Source organism: Arminella tubonensis (assembly GCF_003240585.1).
Taxonomy (GTDB): Bacteria; Pseudomonadota; Alphaproteobacteria; order Rhizobiales; family Rhizobiaceae; genus Rhizobium; species Rhizobium tubonense.
Window position 1 is genome coordinate 267269 of the sequence record NZ_PCDP01000038.1, and the last position, 15057, is coordinate 282325.

At 60.1% G+C, this 15057-nt stretch carries 17 protein-coding genes; 10 read left to right on the top strand and 7 right to left on the bottom strand.

Annotation, left to right across the window (positions count from 1 at the left end):
- Positions 1–282 precede the first annotated feature (282 nt).
- From rpmH to yihA, 4 genes are all read left to right on the top strand, one after another.
- Entirely contained in the window at positions 283–417 is a 135-nt protein-coding gene (gene rpmH / locus CPY51_RS18740; RefSeq protein WP_111161739.1) for a 50S ribosomal protein L34, read from the top strand.
- A 32-nt stretch (positions 418–449) separates the two neighbouring features.
- Positions 450–839, top strand: a complete 390-nt coding sequence (gene rnpA / locus CPY51_RS18745; RefSeq protein ID WP_195909567.1) for a ribonuclease P protein component — start codon at positions 450–452, stop codon at positions 837–839.
- Positions 839–2644 (top strand): membrane protein insertase YidC, encoded by a 1806-nt coding sequence (yidC, locus tag CPY51_RS18750; RefSeq protein WP_111161741.1) that lies wholly within the window; start codon positions 839–841, stop codon positions 2642–2644. The genes rnpA and yidC overlap by 1 nt, the downstream gene beginning before the upstream one ends.
- A 573-nt stretch (positions 2645–3217) precedes the next feature.
- Positions 3218–3877, top strand: a complete 660-nt coding sequence (gene yihA / locus CPY51_RS18755; protein WP_111161742.1) for a ribosome biogenesis GTP-binding protein YihA/YsxC — start codon at positions 3218–3220, stop codon at positions 3875–3877.
- A gap of 56 nt (positions 3878–3933) precedes the next feature.
- Here the strand turns inward: yihA and CPY51_RS18760 are convergent, their stop codons facing one another.
- The 3 genes from CPY51_RS18760 to CPY51_RS18770 all read right to left on the bottom strand — a co-directional run bounded on the left by CPY51_RS18760 (position 3934) and on the right by CPY51_RS18770 (position 5993).
- Positions 3934–4494, bottom strand: a complete 561-nt coding sequence (locus CPY51_RS18760) for a fasciclin domain-containing protein (RefSeq protein WP_111161743.1) — start codon at positions 4492–4494, stop codon at positions 3934–3936.
- Between the two features lie 243 nt (positions 4495–4737).
- Positions 4738–5457 (bottom strand): anti-sigma factor, encoded by a 720-nt coding sequence (locus CPY51_RS18765; protein ID WP_111161744.1) that lies wholly within the window; start codon positions 5455–5457, stop codon positions 4738–4740.
- On the bottom strand, positions 5454–5993 hold the full coding sequence (locus tag CPY51_RS18770; protein ID WP_111161745.1) for a sigma-70 family RNA polymerase sigma factor: 540 nt from the start codon (positions 5991–5993) through the stop codon (positions 5454–5456). Before CPY51_RS18770 ends, CPY51_RS18765 begins: the two co-directional genes overlap by 4 nt.
- Positions 5994–6182: 189 nt before the next feature.
- Here CPY51_RS18770 and argB point away from each other — a divergent pair, with 189 nt between their 5' ends.
- Positions 6183–7070 (top strand): acetylglutamate kinase, encoded by an 888-nt coding sequence (gene argB / locus CPY51_RS18775; protein ID WP_111161746.1) that lies wholly within the window; start codon positions 6183–6185, stop codon positions 7068–7070.
- Here the strand turns inward: argB and CPY51_RS18780 are convergent.
- The gene (locus CPY51_RS18780; RefSeq protein WP_111161747.1) at positions 7067–7843 is read right to left on the bottom strand and encodes an isocitrate lyase/PEP mutase family protein; all 777 of its coding nucleotides are present in this window, start codon (positions 7841–7843) and stop codon (positions 7067–7069) included. The genes argB and CPY51_RS18780 overlap by 4 nt on opposite strands.
- A gap of 156 nt (positions 7844–7999) precedes the next feature.
- On the opposite strand from CPY51_RS18780, the gene CPY51_RS18785 reads away from it, so the two are divergent.
- Positions 8000–8704, top strand: coding sequence for a pyrimidine 5'-nucleotidase (locus CPY51_RS18785; RefSeq protein ID WP_111161748.1), 705 nt, complete (start codon positions 8000–8002; stop codon positions 8702–8704).
- A 113-nt stretch (positions 8705–8817) separates the two neighbouring features.
- Positions 8818–9438: a CREC-EF hand family protein gene (locus CPY51_RS18790; RefSeq protein WP_111161749.1), complete on the top strand. Its 621-nt coding sequence runs from the start codon at positions 8818–8820 to the stop codon at positions 9436–9438.
- Positions 9439–9504: 66 nt separating this feature from the next.
- On the opposite strand, the gene CPY51_RS18795 is transcribed toward CPY51_RS18790, so the two are convergent.
- Entirely contained in the window at positions 9505–10365 is an 861-nt protein-coding gene (locus CPY51_RS18795) for an LOG family protein (RefSeq protein WP_111161750.1), read from the bottom strand.
- 189 nt (positions 10366–10554) lie between these two features.
- On the opposite strand from CPY51_RS18795, the gene dapD reads away from it, so the two are divergent.
- The 3 genes from dapD to CPY51_RS18810 all read left to right on the top strand — a co-directional run bounded on the left by dapD (position 10555) and on the right by CPY51_RS18810 (position 13302).
- Positions 10555–11412 carry a 2,3,4,5-tetrahydropyridine-2,6-dicarboxylate N-succinyltransferase gene (gene dapD, locus CPY51_RS18800; protein WP_111161751.1) on the top strand — a complete coding sequence of 286 codons (858 nt, stop codon included), beginning with the start codon at positions 10555–10557 and terminating at the stop codon, positions 11410–11412.
- 107 nt (positions 11413–11519) lie between these two features.
- Positions 11520–12713, top strand: a complete 1194-nt coding sequence (dapE, locus tag CPY51_RS18805) for a succinyl-diaminopimelate desuccinylase (RefSeq protein ID WP_111161752.1) — start codon at positions 11520–11522, stop codon at positions 12711–12713.
- Positions 12700–13302: a hypothetical protein gene (locus tag CPY51_RS18810; protein WP_111161753.1), complete on the top strand. Its 603-nt coding sequence runs from the start codon at positions 12700–12702 to the stop codon at positions 13300–13302. The genes dapE and CPY51_RS18810 overlap by 14 nt, the downstream gene beginning before the upstream one ends.
- On the opposite strand, the gene truA is transcribed toward CPY51_RS18810, so the two are convergent.
- Positions 13284–14102: a tRNA pseudouridine(38-40) synthase TruA gene (gene truA / locus CPY51_RS18815; protein WP_111161754.1), complete on the bottom strand. Its 819-nt coding sequence runs from the start codon at positions 14100–14102 to the stop codon at positions 13284–13286. The two genes, CPY51_RS18810 and truA, sit on opposite strands and share 19 nt — an antisense overlap.
- Positions 14102–15037 carry a methionyl-tRNA formyltransferase gene (gene fmt, locus CPY51_RS18820; protein ID WP_111161755.1) on the bottom strand — a complete coding sequence of 312 codons (936 nt, stop codon included), beginning with the start codon at positions 15035–15037 and terminating at the stop codon, positions 14102–14104. Before fmt ends, truA begins: the two co-directional genes overlap by 1 nt.
- Positions 15038–15057 lie beyond the last annotated feature (20 nt).

The window sequence follows — 15057 nt, forward strand, 5'->3', positions numbered from 1 at the left end:
TTAAACACCAAAACCTGTAACTTTTCAGCGCGAACCAGCGATAAAATTTCAACTTCAGGTGTGTTTTTAGGTACTAGTAGCGCAATACTAGATTTATTAGGTGCTGATGCAGACGACTGTGAATCCGGCTAGGGATAATTGACTTTCGCGGGCTTCATCCCTATAAGCCGCCGCACGTCCGGTCATGGAGCCTGCTATAGCGGGATCACATCCGTGCGATCAACAACGCTCCTTGCTATATGCAAACCCAAGAAGGGCCGCACTCCGCGGTGTTTAAAATAAATGAAGCGTACCTATCAACCATCCAAGCTTGTTCGCGCACGCCGCCACGGCTTTCGCGCACGCATGGCAACCAAGGGCGGCCGTAAGGTCATCATTGCCCGCCGCGCGCGCGGCCGCAAGCGTCTTTCGGCCTAAGGCCGGATATGCCCGATAGCGATGGCGGGCGAATGACGAATGCACGACCAGAAAAGACTGTCGGGCGGCTGAAGAGCCGGCCGCAGTTTCTTGCCGTACGCGCAGGGGAAAAGCGCAGGGGGAATTTTTTCCTCGTTGAAGCGCTCGACCGCGCCCTGCCCGAGGCGGAACCCCGCGTTGGCTTTACCGTTACCAAGAAACATGGGAACGCGGTGGAACGAAACCGCATGCGGCGCCGGCTGAAAGAAGCGGTGCGGCTTCATGCCGGGTTTGCAATGCAGCCCGGACACGACTATGTGGTTGTCGCCCGGCGCGACGTATTGACTGCGCCCTTCGATGCGCTGGCCAGAGAGCTCGCAACACGCGTCGAAGCGAAGCCGAAACACCGGCGGTCGCAACCAGACCGCTCCAGGAAAGAATGATGGAAAAGAACCGCAATTACTTCATCGCGATCGGCCTGTCGGTGCTCATCGTTCTCGCCTGGCAGTTTTTCTATATGAATCCGCGCATCGAAGCGCAGCGCAAGGCCGACGAGATCGCCAAGGCGCAGCAGCATCAGACGGAACAGGCAAAGACCGGCAATGCGGCACAGACGACAGCCGCAAACAGCGCTGCCAGCGGCGCGCTGCCCGCAGGCCAGGCGGCACCCACTGCCGAGACACTTGAAGAGGCGCTTGCCAAGACCCCGCGCGTCTCCATCGACACGCCGGCGCTTTCCGGCTCCATCAATCTTGCAGGCGCACGCCTCGACGACCTGAAGCTCAAGGGCTACCGCGAGACCGTCGACAAGACGAGCCCGATCATTACCCTGTTCAGCCCGGCCGAAACCAAGGACGGCTATTTCACCGAGCTCGGCTATATCGGCGGCGACACCACGGGCGCGACCCCCGGTCCAGCCACCGTTTGGACGGTTGCCAGCGGTGACAAGCTGACCGACAAGACGCCGGTGACGCTGAGCTACACCAATGACAAGGGCGTCACCTTCAACCGCACGATCTCGGTCGACGACCACTACATGTTCACCGTCACGGACAAGATCAGCAATGGCGGCCATCAACCGGTTTCGCTGTCGAGCTACGGCCGCGTCATCCGCTACAACAAGCCGCTGATCGCACCGACCTACGTGCTGCATGAAGGCTTCATCGGCGTCATCGGCGACGATGGCCTGCTGGAAAGCAAGTATGCAGCCGTCGAGAAGGAAAATGTCACGCCTGCAAAGGCAACCGGCGGCTGGCTCGGCATTACCGACAAGTATTGGGCCGCAACGATCGTTCCGCCGCAGGCCACCGCCTATGATGCGCGCTTCTCTCACTTCACCGACGGGCAGCCCCGCTTCCAGGCCGACTACAAGCAGGACGCGGTTACCGTTGCGCCCGGCCAGTCGGTCGAGCTCAAGAACCTCGTCTTTGCCGGCGCCAAGGAAGTGCCTGTCATCGACAGGTATGAAGAGAGCTATTCGATCCCGCGCTTCGACCGCCTGATCGACTGGGGCTGGTTCTACTTCCTGACCAAGCCGATGTTCAAGCTGATGGACTTCTTCTATCGCTTCTTCGGAAACTTCGGCGTCGCGATCCTCTGCACGACCATCGTGGTCAAGACCCTGTTCTTCCCGCTTGCCAGCAAGCAGTATGCCTCGATGGCGAACATGAAGCGCATGCAGCCGAAGATGGAGGAGCTGAAGGCCAAGTTCGGCGACGACAAGATGGGGCTGCAGCAGGCGACGATGCAGCTCTACAAGGAAGAGAAGATCAATCCGGTTGCCGGCTGCTGGCCGATCGCCTTGCAGATTCCGATCTTCTTCTCGCTCTACAAGGTGATCTACATCACCATCGAAATGCGGCACGCGCCGTTCTTCGGCTGGATCAAGGACCTTTCGGCACCCGATCCGACGTCGTTCATCAACCTGTTCGGCCTCCTGCCTTTCGAGGCTCCGACGATACTGCACCTCGGCGTCTGGCCGCTGATCATGGGCGTGACGATGTTCCTGCAGATGCGCATGAACCCGACGCCGCCGGATCCGACACAGGCGATGATCTTCAACTGGATGCCGCTGATATTCATGTTCATGCTGTCGAGCTTCCCGGCTGGCCTCGTGATCTACTGGGCCTGGAACAACACGCTCTCGGTCATCCAGCAGTCGATCATCATGAAGCGCCACGGCGTGAAGGTGGAACTGATCGACAATGTCCGGAACCTGTTCAAACGAAAACCTGCACCGACGAAATAGGCTTCGATCGCGGCAAATTGCCCGCGCCCAGATTGAAATGTGAAATCCAAGTTGAATGGTGCCGGATCGCTCACCGCATGGGCGATCCGGCTTTTTCTTGCCTAAAATATTTCGTGAAACATTTTGCCGAATTTTACTTTGAGACAAACATATTATGGGCGGTAAGAACCATTGAAAATCTTGAGCATCATATTCTTAATCACGCTCTTCGCGTGCGGGCTGGCTCTCACTATCCTCTATGTGTTTGCGGGATTGGCAGCGCTCTTCGAGAGTTCGGAAGCATGTCCCGGAAATCAATGTAGTGATGCGCTTCACACAGTTTGGCTTAGCGTAGCCGTGGTAGTGGTAAGTTTCAGCACCTGCCTTTTCACGATCCGTGAAATGCTTTGCTTCGTGCCGTCGTCGAATGATGATGCGAGGCAGAAAAATTCCTCGGAATAGATGCACCCGCTGGCGTCGCAGAAACTCAAACTCAGGACAACAGCCACTCAAGGGCGAACATCGCCCAAAACTTGACATTCCGGGTTAAAACCGTGAAGCCATCTCGGCTTAGAGAACAGAGATCGTAAACGCATGGCCGACGAAAACGTACAGAACGAAAAGCCGATCTTCGGGCGACCGTGGATCTTCATTCGCGGCGTGCCGGCGATGAAATTCCTGCCGCCGGAGGGGCCGCTCGAGATCGCCTTCGCGGGCCGCTCCAATGTCGGGAAGTCGTCGCTGATCAATGCGCTGGTCGGACACCGCGGCCTTGCCCGTACATCCAACACGCCGGGTCGTACGCAGGAGCTCAACTATTTCGTGCCGGACGGTTTTTCCGGCGAAGGCGGAGACCTGCCGCCGATGGCTTTGGTCGACATGCCGGGCTATGGCTACGCGCAGGCGCCCAAGGAACACGTCGAGGCCTGGACGGAGCTGGTTTTCGATTATCTGCGCGGACGCTCGACGCTGAAGCGCGTCTATCTGCTGATCGACAGCCGCCATGGCATCAAGAAGAACGACGAGGATGTGATGACGCTGCTCGACAAGGCGGCGGTCTCCTACCAGGTGGTTCTGACCAAGACCGACAAGATACATGTGTCGGGAATGGCCAAGCTTTTGGCAGACACCAAGGAAAGAATCCGCAAGCGACCGGCTGCCTATCCCGAGATTTTGGCGACGTCGTCGGAGAAGACCGAAGGCCTCGAGGAGCTGCGCCAGGCGATACGCGACACCGTCGGCCTGACGCTTTAAAGACATAAAAACCGCCGTCCCTGACCCCAGGGACGGCGGCCTGTTGCCAATAATGATTACATCTTCGGCAACAGAACCTTGTCAACGACGTGGATCACGCCGTTCGACTGCTTGACGTCGGCGATCGTGACATGAGCTGTGCCGCCGGCCTCGTCCGTGAGCGTGATCTTGCCGCCCTTGTCCATGGCCTTCAGCACGCAACCGCCAACAGTCTTGACGTCGTATTCTCCGCCGGCACCCATCACCATCTTCTTGATGGCCGAGGACATCTCGTCGCCGGCCACGACATGGCAGGTGAGTATCTTGACGAGCTGCGCCTTGTTCTCAGGCTTCAGGAGCGTCTGAACGGTGCCCGGAGGCAGCTTGTCGAAGGCTTCATTGGTCGGCGCGAAAACCGTGAACGGCCCCTTGCCCTCGAGCGTATCGACGAGGCCGGCGGCCTTGACCGCGGCGACGAGCGTGGTGTGATCCTTCGAATTGACGGCGTTCTCGACGATATTCTTGCTGGCGAACATCGGTGCGCCACCGACGATCGGGTTCTTTGCCGCAAAGGCGCCATAGGTGCCGGCCGACATGACCGCTGCGACTGCCAGGATGCGAAGCGTAGTCTTGATCATTGATCCAATCCTCTTCCCTGTGTTTGAATTCACGACGGCGAATTCCACTTCCCGCGGCCGGTTGGCTTTGGCCAATCCTTTGCGCCGCCGGGCACAGAGGGAAGTACGGAGAGGTTCGAGAAAGAGTTTCACGAAAATTCAAATTGCGGCGGGAGATTTTATGGGAACCTGTGATGCACAGACGACCGCTGCCGCGCAGGAGGGGCAGCATCGCGAAAGACGCTCAGATACGTCCTATCGGGATCAGGGGAGGTGTACCGCACCGGAGGCGACGACAGGGCCTGTGGGCTTGCCGGTCGGCGAGCCGCCGAAGGGTTCGACGCTGACGGCGAGAACGACGCCTTCGGCGAGCTGGCCTCGAATATTCTCGGGAATGGCGATTTCGCCTTCGCCTGTCTGCGGCAGAACGCCGAGCGATTCGGCGGGATTGCTGCCGCGGATGAGCCACAGCTGCAGGGACTTTTCTTCCGGCTTGCCGGCCGCGACGGGCGTCACCTTCAGATGGCCGCTGCCGACGTCATAGGACGCGACCAGATTGATGGCACTGTTTTCCGCGCCGAGTGCTGCCACGAGCGGCTTGCTCCTCGGCGAGAGCGCCGTGATGTTCGCGTTCGTCGCCACGACGGCGGCTGCAATCACGATCGAAGCAATCGCCACTGATCGCCAGAGTACAATCGAATTCCAGAGGCGGCCATAGATGCCCCTCGCCGGACCGGCTTCGCCGAATATGCGGCGCTCGACCTTCGGAAAGACCGATGGAGACGGCATCAGCGCTTCATATTCGTCATTGAACGTCGAGAGATTCTGTTCCCAGCGGCTGACGATCGCCGCAAACGGCCGGTCGTTGCGCATTCGGCGCTCGACCTTCTGCCTGTCCTCCAACGAAAGGACACCGAGAACGTACTCGCCTGCGAGTACTTCGTCGCGGGAGCGGTCTCCCTTGCTTTGGTCAGGTGAACTCATCGGTCCATGCACTCTCTCAGTCGTAGCAGGCTGCGGCGCAGCCAAGTCCGCATCGTATTCAGCGGCACCGCGAATTGATCGGCAAGTTCCTGATAGCTGAGGCCCTCGACATAAGCGCCTCGGACCGCCTTCGCGCGATCAGCTTCCAACTCTTCCATGCAGCTGTCAATCCGCCTTCCCTCGCCCTTGGTCGCAGCCTGAGTTTCGGGGTCCGGCTGGTCGTCGGCAAGATCGTACACTGCGTCTATTTCGTCGGCGACAGGCTTTCTTGCCCGGATCGCATCGATTGACTGATTGCGGGCGATCGCCGTCAACCAGGGCATGGCAGGGTTTTCCGACGCGACATATCGGTCGGCCCGCTGCCAAATTTTCACGAAGACCTCTTGGAGCACTTCCTCGGCATCAGTCCTGTCTTTCAGAATACGCAGGCAGACGCCGAAAAGTTTCGGACTTGTTTTGGTGTAAAGCTCGGAAAAGGCGCTCTGATCGCGCAATGCGACACGGCTGATAAGAACGGCAACGTCGTCACTGGCCAATCAAATCTCCCCGCTCCTTCAATAGGACCTCATATTAGAAGAAAACATATGGCGGGCAAGGCGAATGTCCACTGCGCTCAATTAGATAGAGATAACATGCAAGGGCGTCGCAAACTTATCGCTCCGTCGTTATTCCATCTGTCAAAAACTTGAGATAAAACGCCGCGATCAATTCCTGCGGGGTGTCCCATGACCGAGTCTGAAAGCGAAACACAAGCACGTCTGCTGGCCCAGGCTCTGCCGTTCATGCAACGCTACGAAAACAAGACCATCGTGGTGAAATATGGCGGGCACGCCATGGGGGACGCCGCGCTCGGCAAGGCCTTCGCCGCGGACATCGCGTTGTTGAAGCAATCCGGCGTCAATCCCATCGTCGTCCATGGCGGCGGGCCGCAGATTGGCGCCATGCTGACCAAGATGGGCATCGAATCCAAGTTCGAGGCGGGCCTGCGGGTGACGGACCAGAAGACGGTGGAAATCGTCGAAATGGTGCTGGCGGGTTCGATCAACAAAGAGATCGTCATGCTGATCAACCAGACCGGCGAATGGGCGATCGGCCTTTGCGGCAAGGACGGCAACATGGTCTTCGCCGAAAAGGCGAGGAAGACAGTCATCGATCCGGACAGCAATATCGAGCGCGTTCTCGATCTCGGCTTCGTCGGCGAGGTTGTCGAGGTCGACCGGACGCTGCTCGATCTTCTTGCGAAGTCCGAGATGATCCCGGTCATCGCCCCCGTTGCACCCGGCCGCGACGGCGCGACCTACAATATCAATGCCGACACGTTTGCGGGCGCCATCGCCGGCTCGCTGAAGGCGACGCGCCTGCTGTTTCTCACCGATGTTCCCGGCGTGCTCAACAAGAGCGGCGAGCTGATCAAGGAGCTCTCCGTTGCCGAAGCCCGCGCGCTGATCAAGGATGGCACGATTTCAGGCGGGATGATCCCCAAGGTCGAGACCTGCATCGAGGCGATCCAGGCCGGCGTCCAGGGCGTCGTCATCCTCAACGGCAAGACCGCCCATGCGGTCCTGCTCGAGATTTTCACCGAACTCGGCGCGGGAACCCTGATCGTTCCCTAACCTGCTGCCGGTCGATAGATCGCCGAGGCATCGGTTTTCAGCTTCTCAATCAGTGAGAGGTACGGTCCCGGACCATGGCTGATGCGGCTGACGCCGAGGGTCGCCATGGTCGCCAGATCAGGCGTCGTCGGGCGGGTGAGGATGTTCACCGGCAGGGTGACACGCTCGCAAAGCGTCTGGATGAGGCCTGCATCGACGATGCCGGGCGCGAAGAAGCCGCTGGCACCTGCTGCCGCGAAGGCCGCGGCTCTCAATATCGCGTCATCCATCAGGGCGGCATGCTTGCTGGTGTCTTTTTCCTTCAGGAAGAGGTCGGTTCGGGCGTTGATGAACAGCTCAACGCCGCGCTTGTCGACCATGGCCCTGATAGCGTGGATGCGAGCGGACTGGTGTTCGATGCAATGAATACCCTCGCCGCCGACGACCTGATCCTCGAAGTTGATACCGATGGCGCCGCAATCGATGATCTCCGAGACATTCGCGGCGACTTCGGCAGGGTCGACTGCGTATCCACCCTCGAAATCGACTGTAAGCGGCAGGTCGGTCGCCTGTGAAATCAGCTTTACAATCTCCTTCAGAAGCGAGAGCGGGATGGCTTCACCGTCGCTGAATCCGTGGGCAGCAGCGATCGCCCAGCTGGCGGTAGCAATGGCCTTGGCGCCTGATTCAGCGACCGCTCGCGCGCTTCCAGCGTCCCAGATATTGTAGAGAATGAGCGGGCTGCCCTTTTTGTGCAGCTTGGCGAACTCCTGCGCCTTGTTTGCCTGTTCCAAATCTATTCCCTCCCTTGATTTGTCGTCGCGATGCCCGGCTCTCCCCGCCGTCGCGCGTCTTGTCAATATCTAGCCCGCAAGCCCAAGCACATCAATGACCGAGCCACGGCGATTTCCGGTTTGCGCCTTCCGTCCGCGCGTGTGATAAGAGCCGCCATGGCACAGATTAAGACCGCTCCCAGCCCAACCGACTTCGCCGATGTTCGCGAATGGGTGTTCGACCTCGACAACACGCTCTATCCACACCACGTCGACCTGTTTTCGCAGATCGACCGGAATATGACTGCTTATGTCGCGGCGCTCCTGCGGATGGACCGCGAGGCGGCGCGGGTGGTACAGAAGCGGTATTACCACGAGCACGGAACGACGCTGCAGGGGCTAATGATCCACCACGGGATCGACGCCGACGACTTTCTCGAAAAGGCGCACGCGATCGACTACACCGGGCTAGTGCCGCAGCCGGAACTGGCGGCGGCGATCAAGGCCCTTCCCGGCCGCAAGTTCATCTTCACCAACGGCAGCGTCAAGCATGCGCAGGCGACCGCCGGGGCGCTTGGCATCCTCGACCACTTCGATGACATTTTCGACATCGTCGCTGCCGAGTATGTTCCGAAGCCCGCCGGCAGCACCTATGACAAATTCGCCAGCCTTCACCGCGTCGACACCAAGAATGCGGCGATGTTCGAAGACCTTCCGCGCAACCTGAACGTACCGAAGGCGCTCGGCATGCGCACGGTGCTACTGGTGCCGCAAAACCTCGAGGGAACGTTCACCGAATGGTGGGAGCGGCAGAGCGATTCCGACGATCATGTAGACTATGTGACGGACGATCTGACAACGTTTCTCAAAGCGCTGGTCTGAGCGGATTCGCTAGAGATTACAAAAGTTTCATCCATCTTACCGATGTTTAATTCGCTGTTTTTCCGGTTCCGCCCTACCTTATGATTGTGTCTCGGCAATCAAAGGAAAAAGCGATGAACGGGAAAAAAATTCTTCTGGCCGCAGTGTCCGCAACCCTTCTTGCCGGCGCTGCCGCGGGCGTCGGGTTTGCAGCCCCCGGCGGGCATGACTGGAAAGGTCGTCACGGCCACGGCCGACACGGCTGGCTGCCGCCCGAGGTCATCTATGTCAGGATGCTCAAGCAGTTCGACACCAACGGCGACATGAAAATCTCAAAGGACGAAGCCAAAGCCGGCGTCGACAAGATCTTCGACGAGATCGATACCAACAAGGACGGCTCGATCACCCCCGGTGAGCTTCGCGCCTACCATGAAGCCCGGATGCAGGCCTGGAAGGCCGACAACGCCAAGATGGGCGATGACAAGACAAAGGGCCCCGATGACCAGGCCCAGAATGACGACAAGGCCAACGACGGCAAGGATGGAAAACGTCCACATCACCGCGGCCCGCACGGCATGCGCGAAGCTGGCATGATGCGCTCGGCGCTGTTCTTCCAGCGCGTCGACACCGACGAAAACGGCCAGATCAGCAAGGCTGAGGCCGAGGCTGCGCTCGACAAACTGTTCGACCGCATGGACCGCAACCATGACGGCTTCATCTCGCTCGACGACATGCCGAATTTCCCGCTGCTCTAGAAACAGCCGACTCTCTCAATGACGAACGAAGCCCGCCGCGCATTGCGAAGGCGGGCTTTTCCTTGCTTAGTGCTCGTAGAAATCCGTGACGATCTTCCAAGCCTGCTCGGCGGTATCGACGAAGCTGATGAGATTGACGTCATCGGGCGCGATGGTGCCGAACTCGGCGAGTGCGTCGAAATTGATGATCTTGCGCCAGAATGCCTCGCCGAACAGGATGAGCGGCAGGCGCTCCATGCGGCCGGTCTGGATCAAGGTCAGGCATTCGAAGAATTCGTCCAGCGTACCGAAGCCACCGGGAAAGACGGCGATTGCCTTTGCCCGCACCATGAAATGCATCTTGCGGATGGCAAAGTAGTGAAAATTGAAGCTGAGCTCAGGGGTGACGTAGGCATTCGGCGCCTGCTCATGCGGCAGCACGATGTTGAGGCCTATCGAGGGGGCGCCCTCCTCCGACGCTCCACGGTTTCCAGCTTCCATCACGCCCGGACCGCCACCCGTGACCACGACATATTCATGGAAATCGAAACCGGCGGAATAGCGCGAGCATAGCCGCGCGAATTTCCGGGCTTCGTCATAATAGACCGATGCCGCCTCCAGATTGGCGCGCTGGACGTCGTTGCGCGCGGCCCAGGCGCTCTGGCCGGGCGCAGGGATGCGGGCGCCTCCGAACATGACGACGGTCGACTTGATGCCGCGCTCGGTCAGCATCATTTCGGTCTTCAGGAGCTCCAGCTGCAGCCGGATCGGCCGGAGTTCCTCGCGGCAGAGGAAATCCTCGTCGGCGTAGGCAAGTCGATAGGAGGGCGAAAGCGACTGCGGTGTCTTCTGGACGGCTTCGGCGCGCTGTTTGTCGGCGGAGCTGGTTTTCAGCGGGTCCCATACCCCGTCCTTGCGCCGCAGCTTGCCGTTTTTGGTCTTTGCCATTCCCATGCCTTTCAACAAGTCCGTACAGGCGCATATGCCGCGATAGCGCCATGAATCCAAGTGTGATCCGAGCCGATAACATTATTCCATTTTCGGGGCTCATGCTGTAGAGCAGGACACCGGCCCGCCGATCATATCCCGGATCGCTTTCCGGCCTTCACGATATCCATTGAAGTTTAAGGAATTCTCATGAGCGCCACCGACCTTGCCTCGCTTGAAAAGACCATCGAAGCCGCTTTCGACGATCGCGACAATGTGAACTTGTCGACCCGCGGCGAGGTTCGCGATGCGGTGGAAACCGCGCTGAACCTGCTCGACGGCGGCAAGGCACGCGTTGCCGAGCGCGGCAGCGACGGCAACTGGAAGGTCAACCAGTGGCTCAAGAAGGCAGTGTTGCTTTCCTTCCGCCTGAACGACATGAAGATCATCGAGGGTGGTTCAGGCGGCTCGGTCTGGTGGGACAAGGTTCCGTCGAAGTTCGAGGGCTGGGGCGAAAATCGCTTCCGCGAAGCCGGCATCCGCGCCGTGCCGAACTGCATCGTGCGCCACTCCGCCTATATCGCTCCGAGCGCAATCCTGATGCCGTCCTTCGTCAATCTCGGCGCCTATGTCGGCGAGGGCACGATGGTCGATGCGTGGGCAACCGTCGGCTCCTGCGCGCAGATCGGCAAGCATGTGCATCTTTCGGGCGGCGTCGGTATCGGCGGTGTTCTGGAACCTATGCAGGCGGGCCCGACGATCATCGAGGACAATTGCTTCATCGGCGCCCGCTCCGAGGTGGTCGAGGGCTGCATCGTCCGCGAAGGCTCGGTCCTCGGCATGGGCGTGTTCATCGGCAAGTCGACCAAGATCGTCGATCGTGCCACCGGCGAAATCACCTATGGCGAAGTGCCGCCTTATTCCGTCGTCGTTGCCGGCTCACTGCCTGCGGCCGGTACGATGGCCAACGGCCAGCCGAAGCCCAGCCTCTACTGCGCCGTCATCGTCAAGCGCGTCGACGCGCAGACGCGCTCTAAGACCGGTATCAACGAGCTCCTTCGCGACTGATCAGCTGATCAGCAAAGGCGCTCCGGCTCACCGGGGCGCCCGGATTTCTGAAAGCATTTTCATTTTTGCCATCGCTTTGCCATTTCCCGCCGGATAAATCGCACGTCATGACCGCAACCGATCCCGTCGCCAACCTCCAGACCCTGATCCGATGCCCTTCCGTCACGCCGGCAGAAGGCGGTGCGCTGTCCGCGCTGACGGCGATGCTGTTGCCGCTGGGCTTCGAGGTCGATCGGATGAGCGCGAGCGAGCCCGGCACACCTGACGTCGAAAACCTCTATGCCCGGCTCGGGAAAGACGGCCCTCATCTGATGTTTGCCGGCCATACGGACGTTGTTCCAGTCGGCGACGAGACGTCATGGAGCCATCCGCCGTTTGCCGCCGATATCGCCGACGGGCAATTGTTCGGCCGCGGAGCAGTGGACATGAAAGGCGGCATCGCTTGCTTTGCAGCCGCGATCGCCCGCTACATCGCCAAGCGCGGCGCACCGAACGGATCCGTATCCTTCCTGATCACCGGCGATGAGGAGGGTCCGTCGATCAACGGTACTGTCAAACTCCTGGAATGGGCCGTCGAAAAGGGGGAGCGCTGGGACGCATGCGTCGTTGGCGAACCGACCAATCCCAACCAGCTTGGAGACATGATCAAGATCGGGCGGCGTGGTTCGCTTTCCGGGACGATTACCGTCCAAGGCGTGCAGGGCCACGTCGCCTATCCGCATCTCGCCGACAATCCGGTGCGTAGCATCGTGGCGTTGACACAGGCGCTGCTGGACCCGCCATTCGACAACGGCACAGCCAGTTTTCAGCCGTCGAACCTGGAAGTCACCACAATCGACGTCGGCAACGGCGCCGGCAACGTTATTCCGGCGAAGGCGACGGCAAGCTTCAATATCCGCTTCAATGACACATGGACTGCCGAGACGCTGAAGGCCGAGATCGTGGCCCGACTGGACAGGGCTTCATCGAGCCAGGCGTTGCGTCCCGGCCGGGCGCCTACGAAATACGACGTGGCCTGGGGAGCGCGGGTGAGCCCTGTTTTCCTGACGCGCAACAACGAGCTGATTGCATCGCTTTCATCGGCCATCGAAACCGTTACCGGACGCGCTCCCGAACTTTCCACGACGGGCGGCACCTCCGACGCACGGTTCATCAAGGATCATTGCCCGGTCGTCGAGTTCGGTCTTGTCGGCCAGACGATGCATATGATCGACGAAAGCGTCGCGCTTGCCGATCTCGAGACGTTGACCGCAATCTACGAAGCCTTCATCGAACGCTGGTTTGCGAATGCCGACGTTTAAGGAAGTCCAATACTATCTGGCCGGCCTATGGCTGCTGATCCGCATGGACCAGCGCGGGTTCCACTATCTCGACATTTCCGATCGCGGCGTCACACGTTCCTTCTGGGCGATCCTCTGGTGCGTGCCGCCGATCGGTATTTCCTGGCTCTGGTGGCAGCAGGCCTATCTGTCGGAGATGCCGCCTCAGACTTCCGTAGGCCTGGCCTTCTTCCTGCGGCTCGGGCTGGTCGAAGCTGCAAACTGGCTGGTGCCGCTAATCCTCGCCGGGCTGTTGCTGCTCGTCTTCAAGATAGGCGACAAATTTGCGCCGATCGTCGTGGCCGTAAACTGGCTGGGAATTCCACTCGCCTATATGAACGCCCTGTTAATCGCGCTCATCGCCTTCGTTCCAGGCTCTGCCGGGCTGACCGCGATACTCTGGTTCGCGCTGATGCTGGCGCTGATCTTCGCACTTGCCCGCATTCTCAGAATGATCTGCGGCGCGCATCCCCTGTTCGTCGCGGCCCTGACGCTGGTGCTGCTGGTGCCTTCGATGGTGCTGTCGGATTTCCTGCAGCGGTTTCTCGACATCTATCCGCCGGGTTCCTGATCCGATAGACGCCTTTGCTGCTCGCTTTGCCTGATGCGCATCGCATTGGGATCATCGGGATAATCCACCTGCATGAAGTAGAGCCCTTCCGGCGGCGCGACCGGACCGCAGGCCTTGCGGTCGCGCGCGTCGAGAGCCGCACGTACGTCCTCGACCGCCCATTTGCCTTCGCCAACCATCTTCAACGTCCCAGCGAAGGAACGGATCTGATTGTGGAGGAAGCTTTGCGCCGTTGCGCGGATCTCGATCAGATTGCCGCTGCGGGTCACATCAAGACGATCGAGTGTTCTGAGCGGACTGTTGGCCTGGCAATGGATCGAGCGAAAGGTCGTGAAATCATGGTAGCCGACAAGCGTTTGGGCTGCTGCATGCATGGCTTCGTGGTCGAGCGGCTTCGACACCCACCACGCCCGATGCGCCTCCAGCGCCAACGGCGCCTTGCGGCTGATGATGCGGTAAAGGTAATGGCGGCGATGGGCTGAGAAGCGCGCGTCGAAACGTTCGTCGACCTCCGCGGCATCGATGATCGAGACGCTTTCGCGAGCCTGCCCCAGATAGGCGTTGAGGGCATTTCGCAGCGTATTCGGCTCCCACTGCCTCGACAGGTCTGCGTGAACCACCTGCCCCATGGCGTGGACGCCGCTGTCCGTGCGGCCGGCGCCGCGGACGAGAACCGTCTCGCGCGTCAACGACAGGATCGCGGCTTCGATCGCCGCCTGGACGGAATGTCCGTTCTGCTGGCGCTGCCAGCCGACATAGGGCGTACCGTCATATTCGACCGTCATGCGGTATCGCGGCATCAGGCGAGCCTCGTGCCGGTTGCGATCGGCGTACCACGCAGGAAATCAGCAGCCACCAGCGGTTTGGCGCCGGCCTTCTGCAGTTTGACCAGCCGCACCGCGCCGGTCTGGCAGGCGATGACGAGCTCGTTAGTCAACACTTCCCCCGCAATGCCCGCACCTTCGGCAAGCTCCGAACCGAGCACCTTGATGCGCTCCAGTTTCCCCGCAATCTCCATCTCGAACCAGGCGCCGGGAAACGGTGAGAGGCCGCGGATGTGATTGTGGACATCTACCGCCGGCTTGTCGAAATCGATCCGGGTCTCGCTCTTGTCGATCTTTGCCGCGTAGACGGCGCCGTCGGCCGGCTGCGGCGTCAGCGGCAGCTCGTTCATCTCCAGTTTCACCATCGCCTCGGCCATGGCCTTGGCGCCAACATGCATCAGCCTGTCGTGCAGCTCTCCTGACGTCATCGTCTCGCCGATCTCGACTTCACGGGTGAGAGCGACGGGGCCAGTGTCCAGACCCTTGTCCATCTTCATCACCATCATGCCGGTCTTCTTGTCACCGGCCATGATCGCCCGCTGGATCGGGGCGGCACCCCGCCAGCGCGGCAGGAGCGAGGCGTGGCCGTTGTAGCAGCCAAGCGCCGTGCCATCGAGAATTTCCTGCGGCAACAGCAAGCCATAGGCAACGACGACCGCAACGTCGGCCTTGAACTCGCGGAACCGTCGTCGATCTTCCGGATCCTTGAAATTGACCGGTGCTAGGACCGGCAGGCCCAGAAGCTCGGCCGCCTGATGGACCGGCGACTTCTGCAGGTCCAGCCCGCGACGCCCGCCCGGCCTTGGCGGCTGGGTATAGACCGCGACGATCCTGTGTCCCGCGTCGACGAGCGAGCGCAAGGTTGGCACGGAGAACTCAGGCGTTCCCATGAATATGATGCTCAGAGACATTCGATCGTCCGTCGGTTCTG

What these genes read in the sequence shown, in the direction of transcription:
- rpmH (WP_111161739.1), top strand. Translation starts at nt 283, where the DNA reads ATGAAGCGTACCTATCAACCATCCAAGCTTGTTCGCGCACGCCGCCAC.
- rnpA (WP_195909567.1), top strand. Translation starts at nt 450, where the DNA reads ATGACGAATGCACGACCAGAAAAGACTGTCGGGCGGCTGAAGAGCCGG.
- yidC (WP_111161741.1), top strand. Translation starts at nt 839, where the DNA reads ATGGAAAAGAACCGCAATTACTTCATCGCGATCGGCCTGTCGGTGCTC.
- yihA (WP_111161742.1), top strand. Translation starts at nt 3,218, where the DNA reads ATGGCCGACGAAAACGTACAGAACGAAAAGCCGATCTTCGGGCGACCG.
- CPY51_RS18760 (WP_111161743.1), bottom strand. Translation starts at nt 4,494, where the DNA reads ATGATCAAGACTACGCTTCGCATCCTGGCAGTCGCAGCGGTCATGTCG.
- CPY51_RS18765 (WP_111161744.1), bottom strand. Translation starts at nt 5,457, where the DNA reads ATGAGTTCACCTGACCAAAGCAAGGGAGACCGCTCCCGCGACGAAGTA.
- argB (WP_111161746.1), top strand. Translation starts at nt 6,183, where the DNA reads ATGACCGAGTCTGAAAGCGAAACACAAGCACGTCTGCTGGCCCAGGCT.
- CPY51_RS18785 (WP_111161748.1), top strand. Translation starts at nt 8,000, where the DNA reads ATGGCACAGATTAAGACCGCTCCCAGCCCAACCGACTTCGCCGATGTT.
- CPY51_RS18790 (WP_111161749.1), top strand. Translation starts at nt 8,818, where the DNA reads ATGAACGGGAAAAAAATTCTTCTGGCCGCAGTGTCCGCAACCCTTCTT.
- CPY51_RS18795 (WP_111161750.1), bottom strand. Translation starts at nt 10,365, where the DNA reads ATGGCAAAGACCAAAAACGGCAAGCTGCGGCGCAAGGACGGGGTATGG.
- dapD (WP_111161751.1), top strand. Translation starts at nt 10,555, where the DNA reads ATGAGCGCCACCGACCTTGCCTCGCTTGAAAAGACCATCGAAGCCGCT.
- dapE (WP_111161752.1), top strand. Translation starts at nt 11,520, where the DNA reads ATGACCGCAACCGATCCCGTCGCCAACCTCCAGACCCTGATCCGATGC.
- CPY51_RS18810 (WP_111161753.1), top strand. Translation starts at nt 12,700, where the DNA reads ATGCCGACGTTTAAGGAAGTCCAATACTATCTGGCCGGCCTATGGCTG.
- truA (WP_111161754.1), bottom strand. Translation starts at nt 14,102, where the DNA reads ATGCCGCGATACCGCATGACGGTCGAATATGACGGTACGCCCTATGTC.
- fmt (WP_111161755.1), bottom strand. Translation starts at nt 15,037, where the DNA reads ATGTCTCTGAGCATCATATTCATGGGAACGCCTGAGTTCTCCGTGCCA.